Source organism: Actinomyces sp. zg328, from assembly GCF_009829635.1.
GTDB classification, from domain to species: Bacteria; Actinomycetota; Actinomycetes; order Actinomycetales; family Actinomycetaceae; genus Actinomyces; species Actinomyces marmotae.
Genome location: NZ_VWPE01000037.1, coordinates 1 through 7729, shown reverse-complemented (window position 1 = coordinate 7729; position 7729 = coordinate 1). Strand labels below are relative to the sequence as shown.

At 72.8% G+C, this 7729-nt stretch carries 6 protein-coding genes and 1 pseudogene; 3 read left to right on the top strand and 4 right to left on the bottom strand.

All coding sequences use genetic code 11. The features are described 5' to 3' along the window. Positions 1-67: 67 nt before the first annotated feature. Both GVV75_RS09940 and GVV75_RS09935 read right to left on the bottom strand, forming a co-directional pair. The gene (locus GVV75_RS09940) at positions 68-697 is read right to left on the bottom strand and encodes a MarC family protein (RefSeq protein WP_159718146.1); all 630 of its coding nucleotides are present in this window, start codon (positions 695-697) and stop codon (positions 68-70) included. A gap of 50 nt (positions 698-747) precedes the next feature. Beyond that, positions 748-1590 carry a PHP domain-containing protein gene (locus GVV75_RS09935; RefSeq protein ID WP_159718144.1) on the bottom strand — a complete coding sequence of 281 codons (843 nt, stop codon included), beginning with the start codon at positions 1588-1590 and terminating at the stop codon, positions 748-750. Between the two features lie 270 nt (positions 1591-1860). On the opposite strand from GVV75_RS09935, the gene GVV75_RS09930 reads away from it, so the two are divergent. Together GVV75_RS09930 and GVV75_RS09925 are read left to right on the top strand one after the other, a co-directional pair. Next, positions 1861-2994, top strand: a complete 1134-nt coding sequence (locus tag GVV75_RS09930; protein WP_159814588.1) for a Gfo/Idh/MocA family protein — start codon at positions 1861-1863, stop codon at positions 2992-2994. A 943-nt stretch (positions 2995-3937) separates the two neighbouring features. Further along, positions 3938-5620 (top strand): aminopeptidase P family protein, encoded by a 1683-nt coding sequence (locus tag GVV75_RS09925; RefSeq protein ID WP_159814586.1) that lies wholly within the window; start codon positions 3938-3940, stop codon positions 5618-5620. A gap of 144 nt (positions 5621-5764) precedes the next feature. Here GVV75_RS09925 and GVV75_RS09920 read toward each other — a convergent pair whose 3' ends face one another. Then, positions 5765-6385: a VOC family protein gene (locus GVV75_RS09920; RefSeq protein WP_159718138.1), complete on the bottom strand. Its 621-nt coding sequence runs from the start codon at positions 6383-6385 to the stop codon at positions 5765-5767. A 76-nt stretch (positions 6386-6461) separates the two neighbouring features. Between GVV75_RS09920 and GVV75_RS09915 the strand changes: the two genes are divergently transcribed. Continuing rightward, positions 6462-7445 (top strand): cation diffusion facilitator family transporter, encoded by a 984-nt coding sequence (locus tag GVV75_RS09915; protein ID WP_159814584.1) that lies wholly within the window; start codon positions 6462-6464, stop codon positions 7443-7445. A gap of 37 nt (positions 7446-7482) precedes the next feature. On the opposite strand, the pseudogene GVV75_RS09910 reads toward GVV75_RS09915, so the two are convergent. After that, positions 7483-7729, bottom strand: a pseudogene (locus tag GVV75_RS09910) (general stress protein); the annotation flags it as partial.

The following is a 7729-nucleotide window of genomic DNA, read 5'->3' as shown; positions in this document are numbered from 1 at the left end:
TGGCCAACGGGCTAACGGGCCACTGAGCCGGCGCTGGGGCGCTCCGTGAGGGAGCCCCAGCGCCGGCTCAGAAACGCTCGCCGATGTACGTGGTGATGCCGTCGCCGATCATCTGCACGGCGATCGCGGCCAGCAGCAGGCCCATGACGCGGGTCAGGACCAGGATCATCGCCTCGCCCAGGACCCGGTGCAGCGTGAGTGAGAAGCGCAGCGCCAGCCAGGTGATGACGTGGACGACGACGATCGCCAGGGTCACGGACACCCATCCGGTCACGGGCGCGGGCGCGGACTCGACGGCGACCATGGCCGCGGCGATCGCGCCGGGGCCCGCGAGCAGCGGCGTGCCCAAAGGGACGAGGGCGACGTTGGAGTCGGCAGAATCGGCGTCATCGTCCGCGCGGGAACTCTCGGTGAGCAGTTCCAGGGCGACCAGCAGCAGGAGGAGCCCGCCGGAGACCTGGAGGGCGGCCACGGAGATCCCCAGCAGCCCCAGGATGGAGCGGCCGAAGATCGCGAAGGCAAGGATGACCGCGAGGCTGAGCAGGGTTGCCTGGCGGGCGGAGGCGCGGCGCCGCTCGGGGCTCTGACGGCGGGTGAGGGACAGGAAGACGGGGATGGCGCCGAGCGGGTCCTGGATGACGAGGATCGTCGTGAAGGCGGTGAGGAACACGGAGGGGCTGAGGACGTCGTCGAGCACGGAGGGGCTTTCTAGGGGACGGGGATGGGGAGGGCGCGGGCGCCCCGGTGTCAGGGGGTGACGAGCGGCAGGGCCCCCTCGTCCACGATCCGCTCGAGGAGCTCGGGGGCCATGAGGTTCTCCCCCAGTCGATTGGGCTTGCCGGCGCCATGGTAGTCGGAGGATCCCGAGACGCCCAGGCCGAGGCGGTCGGCGAGGTCCCGCGCGGCGCGGCGGTCGGCGGGTCCGTGGTCGCGGTGGTCGACCTCCAGGGCGGCGAGCCCGGCCTCGGCCATGGCGGCGAAGGTCTCATCGGGCACAAGCCGGCGCTGGCGCTGGGAGGCTCGGGGATGGGCGGCAACGGGCACGCCCCCGGCGGCCCGTACGAGGGCGCAGGCCTCGACGGGGTCCAGGGCCCAGTAGTGCGCGTAGTAGGGGCTGGAGACGGCCAGGGGGCCGGCGAAGGCCGCGTCCCGGTTCTCGAAGGAGCCCGCGGCGACGAGCGCGTCGGCGATGTGGGGCCGGCCGATGGCGTGGCCGACCGATTGGGCGAGCACGTCCTCCCACGTGATGGGGTAGTCGACGGCGATGCGCTCGACCATGCGCTGGGCGCGGGTCCCCCGGGAGTCGCGGGCGTGGGCGAAGGCCTCGGCGAGGGCCTCGTCCTCGGGGTCGAAGAGGTAGGCGAGCAGGTGGAGGGTGACTCCACCCGCAGCGCAGGAGATCTCGGTGCCGCGCAGGAGGGTCACTCCCGTGGACGGCACCGCGGCGGCGGCCTCCTCCCAGCCGATCGTCGTGTCGTGGTCGGTCAGGCCGACGACGTCGAGGCCCGCTTGGGCGGCCGCCCGCATGAGCTCCGCCGGGGCGTCCGTGCCGTCGGAGCAGGAGGAGTGGGTGTGGGGGTCGATGCGCACCAGCCAAGTCTAGGAGGGCGCGCCGGGCTCGGCCTCCCCAGTCCCCGCGCCCCGCAACCCTCCTCCCGGACGCCGTCTCGGCCCGCTCGCGCGCCCTCATCCTCCCGGCTCGAGGGCGCGCGAGTTGGGCAAGGGCGCGCGAGCTGGGCGAGGGCTGCGGGCCCAGGGGGCGGGAGCACTGGCCAGAGTCGGGGAGCACTGGCCAGCCAGCTGCCCTCCCGTCCGGGTCCAGCCGGTGACAGGGCGCCGGCTCAGTGGAACAGTGGGGGCATGAGCACAGCCAGCACCGGCCACCCCTCCCCCGCCGCCACATCTGGCTCGCCCCTGCCTCGCACCCGCTCCGGGCCCTCCGCGAGCGCTGGGCGCCGGGTGCGCTTCGGCGTCGTCGGCGCGGGATTCATCGCCACCTGGTTCGCCCGCGCCGTGGCCGCCGAGCCCGCCGCCGAGATCGTCGCCGTCGCCTCGGCCAGGCCCGAGCGCGCCGCCGCCTTCGCCGCCGAGCACGGCGTGCCCCACGCCCATCCCACCCTCGAGGCGATGCTCGCCGAGCACGGCCCGGACCGCGCCGCGCCCATCGACGTCATCTACATCGGCTCGCCCAACTCCCTGCACGCCGCCCAGGCGATCGCGGCCCTGGAGGCCGGGTACGGGGTGCTCGTGGAGAAGCCCTTCACCCTGACTCCCGCGCAGGCCCGGGCCATGGCCGCAACCGCTGAGCGCACTGGCGGCTTCCTCATGGAGGCCTGGCAGACCGCCTTCGAGCCCGGCGTCGCCGCCATCCGCGCCGCTCTCCCCCGGCTCGGGGAACCGCGCCGAGCCACGTTCGTGCGCGAGCAGTTCTCCTCGCGCATGAGCGCCTACCGGGCCGGCGACCTTCCCCCGGCCTTCGACCCGGCGCTCGGCGGCGGCTCGCTCATGGATCTCGGCATCTACCCCGTGAGCTTGGCCATCCACTTGTTCGGGCCCCCGGACCGCGTCACCGCCACGGCGCAACTCCTGGACTCCGGCGTCGACTCCCACGGCACGGTCACCCTCTCCTATGACACCGGGGAGCGCGTCGGCCTGGAAGTGGCCTGCCTGCACTCCAAGACCTCCGCCAACGCCCTGGGCAGCCAGATCTCCGGCGAGTCCAGCGCGATTCTCCTCGACCACTGCCAGTGGCCCGAACACATCAGTCTCATCACCGCGCCCGGCTCCCCGGAGGAATCCCGTGAGGACCTGTCCGTGACGCGCTCGGGCGAGGTGATGGGCCCCCTCCTGGCGGAGGTCTGCCGACTCGTGAGCGCCGGCGCGCGAGGCTCCGAGCTCCACCCCGTGTCCGCCTCGGTGGCCGCGATCGAGGTCCTGTCCGAGGCCCGCGCGCAGATCGGCGTCCATTTTCCCGACGACGACGCCGATGCCTGAGCCGGCGGCTTGAGAGGGCGTGGGCGCGGCAGGTATCGGCTCACCGAGCGGAGCGTCCTACCCGCACCAGTGGGTGCGAACCGCGCCATCCACACAGAGCGGAGCCATCCACACCGACCGGAGCCACCCACACCGACCGGCACCACCCACACCGACCGGCACCACCCACACCGACCAGCACCACCCACACCGACCAGCGCCATCCACACCGACCAGCGCCATCCACACCGAGCGGAGCGTCCTACCCGCACCAGTGGGTGCAAACGGCACCAGTGAGTGCAAACGGCACCAGTGAGCGTGCACCGCACCAGTGAGTGCGAGCGGAGCCATCCACACCGACCGGCACCACCCACACCGACCGGAGCGTCCTGCCCGCACCTGTGGGTGCAAACGGCACCAGTGGGTGCGAACCGCACCAGTGAGCGTGCACCGCACCAGTGAGAGCGACCAGCGCCACCCACACCGACCGGAGCCAACCACACCGACCAGCGCCATCCACACCGACCGGAGCGTCCTACCCGCACCAGTGGGTGCAAACGGCACCTGTGAGTGCGAACCGCACCTGTGAGCGTGCACCGCACCAGTGAGAGCGACCAGCGCCACCCACACCGACCGGAGCGTCCTACCCGCACCAGTGGGTGCAAACGGCACCAGTGAGTGCGAACCGCACCAGTGAGCGTGCACCGCACCAGTGAGAGCGACCAGCGCCACCCACACCGACCGGAGCCATCCACACCGAGCGGAGCCAACCACACCGACCGGAGCGTCCTACCCGCACCAGTGGGTGCAAACGGCACCAGTGAGTGCGAACCGCACCAGTGAGTGCGGCCCGGGAGGTCTGGCCACTCTGGGTCGGGCAACCACTCTGAGTTGGGCAGCCACTCTGGGTCGGGCAACCGCCCTGGGTTGGGCGGGCGCACGGCCGCGGTGGGAGGATGCGCCCATGAGCCAGTCCTCCTCAGCCAGCCGCCCCCAGGCGCCCACCGTCCCCGAGACCACCGTCCCCGAGACCACCGTCCCCGAGACCACCGTCCCCGAGACCGCCGTCCCTGAGACCACTGCGGGCGCCCCCGCCTCGAACGCCCCGGGAGCCGCCCCGCAGTCCCTCGCGCAGCGGGGCGACAACCGCTCCCGCCAGCCCACCAACCAGGCGTTCCGGGATTTCATCGGCTCCGGCTGGGGGCCTCGCCCATCCGGACTCCCGCCGCGCTCCGAGGCCGCCGACTGGGCCGTCGCGCGCCGAGCCGCCCTGGGCGCCCAGTTCCCCGGTGAGCGCCTCGTCGTCCCCGCCGGCCCCCTCAAGGTCCGCAACAACGACTGCGACTACCGCTTCCGCCCGCACTCCGCCTTCTCCCATCTGGCGGGCACCGGCACCGATTTCGAGCCCGATGCCGTGCTCGTCCTGGAGCCCCTCACTCCGCCTGGCGCCCCCGCGCCCGAGGGAGAGCCCACGCATGAGGGCGTCCTGTACTTCCGACCCCGCGCCTCACGGGCCTCCCAGGAGTTCTACGCCAACCCCCGCTATGGCGAGTTGTGGGTGGGGGCGCGTCCCTCTATCGAGGAGGTCGAGGCCGTCACCGGCATCCGCTGTGCCCATATCGACAGCCTCGGCGACGCCCTGGCCAAGGACGCCGGGGCCGACGGCGTGCGCCTGCGCGTCATCGCCCAGGCCGATGAGGCCATCACCGCGCTCGTGGACCAGGTCCGTCAGGCCGCAGGGCTGGCCTGTGGCCAGGCCGCCACCGAGGTCGACGACCGCCTCCTGGAGGCGGCCAGCGAGTTGCGCCTGCGCAAGGATGCCTGGGAGATCGCCCAGATGCAGGCCGCCGTCGACGCCACGAAGGCCGGATTCGACGACCTCATCCGCTCCATCCCGCGCGCGGTGGGTCACTGGCGCGGCGAGCGCGTGCTGGAGGGGGCCTTCGCCGCCATCGCCCGTGAGGAGGGCAACGGCCTGGGCTACGACACGATCGCCGCGGCCGGGGACCACGCCAACACCCTGCACTGGATCAACAACGACGGCCCCGTGCGCCCCGGCGAGCTCGTGCTCGTGGACGCCGGCGTGGAGATCGACTCCCTCTACACCGCGGATGTCACCCGCACGATCCCGGTCGACGGCGTCTTCACCGCCCCGCAGCGCCGCGTCTACCAGGCGGTGCTCGACGCCGCCGATGCCGCCTTCGCCCGCGCGAACCAGCCCGGCTGCCGCTTCAAGGACGTCCACAGCGCCGCCATGGAGGTCATCGCCGCCCGCCTGGAGAAGTGGGGGCTGCTACCCGAGGGCGTGACCGCCGAGGACTCCCTGGGTCCCGATGGCCAGTATCACCGCCGCTGGATGGTGCACGGCACGAGCCATCACCTGGGCCTTGACGTCCACGACTGCGCGCAGGCCCGCCGCGAGATGAGCATGGACGCGCTACTGGAGCCGGGCATGGTCTTCACGATCGAGCCGGGCCTGTACTTCCGCGCCGATGACCTGCTCGCCCCTGAGGAGCTGCGCGGCATCGGGATCCGCATCGAGGACGACGTCGTCGTCCGCCCCGATGGGAGTGTCGAGCGGCTGACGGCGGGCATCCCCCGCACGGTCGAGGAAGTCGAGGCCTGGGTGAGCGGCCTCATCGCCTGAGGCCCCTGAGCCGCGGGGCCGTCTGTGCCCCCGATCCCCACGCGGGACCGGGGCTTGGACGGTCCCGCGGGATCCCCGGCGCGCTCAAGCGCGGTCAAACTGGTTCAGAGGCGCTCAAACACGCTCAAACACGCTCAAACTGGTTCAGACGAGCTCGGTGCCGTCGTCGAAGATGACCCGCATGGCGCCCGGGGCGCGCTGGATGGCCAGCACGCCGTCGTCGCACAGGCCGGCCATGCGCACGCGGGCGCCGTCGCTCAGGGGCGCCTCCACGCGGGCGATGGCGCGCGCGCCATTGGGATGGGTGAAGTCCCGGGGGCGCGGGTCCTGGGAGAAGCGGGTCATGAAGAAGGGCATCTCGGGGTCCTCGGGGAAGAAGACGCGGTAGTGGAGACGGCGCCCATGGGTATCGATCCGCGTGGGGGCCACTCGCAGGCCACGGGCGCCGAAGCGCTCGACGACCTCATCGAACTCCGCGTCCCCGCCCTCCAGGCAGACGGCGCGCAGCCCCTCCGGCCCCCGCTCCCACGAGGTGAATCGGCGGGTCGCCCGCCCGCTGGCCGTGGGGAGGGCCGACGCTAGGCGCAGGAGCGGAGTGGGGAGGGTTCGTGCGAGGAGCTCCAGGTAGGGGCCCTCGGAGAAGTAGACGAGGGCGTTGATCGGCCGCCTCGCGCTCCCGTACTCGACGGCGAAGCCCCGCTCCCGGAAATCCCTGACCGCGGCGTCGAGATCCTGTGCCCAGTAGATGACGTGCCCCGTGCGCATGCGGGCACAGTACCAGCGACTGTCTTAGGTCGCCCTAAGCCCTTGACTCATAAATCATTCTTGATACGATCGGGGGGTGAATCCCACCCAGCACCTCGGCGCCCGACCCGCCCCCTCCCCTCGCGAGCGGAGCCATGCCCATGGTCACCCGCACGGCCACTCCCACGACCACGCCGCGATTGCCTCGCGGCGCCGCCTGGCCATCGCGCTCGCGCTGACCTCGACTGTCCTCGTCGCCGAGGCGATCATCTCCATGCTCACCGGCTCGCTCGCCCTCCTGGCGGACGCTGGCCACATGCTCACCGACTCCGCGGGACTCGTCATGGCGCTGACCGCGGCCCACCTGTCCACCCATCCGGCCACGGACCGCAGCACCTGGGGCCTGCGCCGCGCGGAGGCCCTCGGGGCGGCGCTCCAGGCGGGGATGCTCAGCGTCGTCGGGGCGGTGGTGGCCCTCCAGGCGGTGCGCCACCTCATCACCGCTCCTCCGGTTCAGGCCCATGGGATGGCGGTGATGGGCGTCATCGGCCTGGTCGCCAACATCGTCGCGCTCCTGGTCCTGGCGGGTGGGCGCGGGGAGAACCTCAATACGCGTGCCGCGTTCCTGGAGGTCCTGGGCGACGCCCTGGGCTCAGTGGGCGTGATCGTCGCGGCCGCCGTCGTGGCGCTCACGGGCTGGGACCGGGCCGACGCCGTCGCCTCCCTCGTGATCGTGGCGCTCATCGTGCCCAGGGCGGCGGCGCTCCTGCGCCAGGCGATGCGCCACCTCATGGACTTCACGCCCGAGGACCTCGACCTGGCCGAGGTGCGCGCGCACATGTCCTCCTTGGAGCACGTCGAGGCGGTCCACGACCTGCACGCCTGGACGGTGGCCTCGGGGCTGCCCGTGCTCACCGCGCATGTGGTGGTGCGCGACGAGTGCCTGCGGGACGGGCACGCGGCGACGATCCTCGACCGCCTCCAGGAGTGCGCTGCCGAGCACTTCCCCGTGCGCATCCAGCACTCGACCTTCCAGATCGAGCCCGTCTCCCATCTCGAACACGAGCCCGCCTACTGCTGAGGCGAGGCGGCCGGGCCCCTCGCGATGGGGCCGCCCGTCAGCGACGCAGATAAGGGTCGTAGTCCTCGGGGACCGGGGCCGCGCCACCGGACCCCTCGATCGTTCCGGGGGCGGCCGGGACACCAGGAGCCGCCGGGACGCTGGGAGCCGCGGCAGCGCCGAAGGCCCCGGGAGCGGCCCCCACGCCGTCGCCGGGCGCCCCGGGGACGGCCCCGCCACCCGAGGCCCCAGCGCCCGGCGCCGCGCCGCCGGGCTGGATGCGCACGCCGAAGCGCGGCTCCTCA

Coding starts and splice junctions, on each gene's coding strand:
- GVV75_RS09930 (WP_159814588.1), top strand. CDS start 1,861: ATGAGCACAGCCAGCACCGGCCACCCCTCCCCCGCCGCCACATCTGGC.
- GVV75_RS09920 (WP_159718138.1), bottom strand. CDS start 6,385: ATGCGCACGGGGCACGTCATCTACTGGGCACAGGATCTCGACGCCGCG.
- GVV75_RS09925 (WP_159814586.1), top strand. CDS start 3,938: ATGAGCCAGTCCTCCTCAGCCAGCCGCCCCCAGGCGCCCACCGTCCCC.